This is a genomic window from Haemophilus sp. HMSC066A11, from assembly GCF_001811665.1.
GTDB classification, from domain to species: domain Bacteria; phylum Pseudomonadota; class Gammaproteobacteria; order Enterobacterales; family Pasteurellaceae; genus Haemophilus; species Haemophilus influenzae.
In genome coordinates this window covers 1-244 of record NZ_KV805893.1, presented here as the reverse complement: position 1 = coordinate 244, position 244 = coordinate 1, and the positions used below count along the sequence as shown (strand labels likewise).

The window sequence follows — 244 nt, the reverse complement described above, 5'->3', positions numbered from 1 at the left end:
AGTTGAACCACATAGTCTTAAAAAATACACCTGAAGTCCAGAGAGAGAACGCATTGTATAGGAGGATATCACTATTTCAGATGACCACCCTAATATACAAATTATTAAAAAAATAAAACCGATAGTATTAAAGGTTATTTCTTGTCCTACTTCAATAGCAAGCAACGAAGAAGAAATAATAGCCAAGGCGAATCCGAATTGGGCTGTTTTGGTAATTTTTTCTTTTAGAATCCAATAAGACATT

At 32.8% G+C, this 244-nt stretch carries 1 pseudogene; it reads right to left on the bottom strand.

The window, feature by feature from the left end:
• Positions 1-244 (bottom strand): annotated as a pseudogene (licB, locus tag HMPREF2813_RS09685) (choline transport protein LicB); the annotation flags it as partial.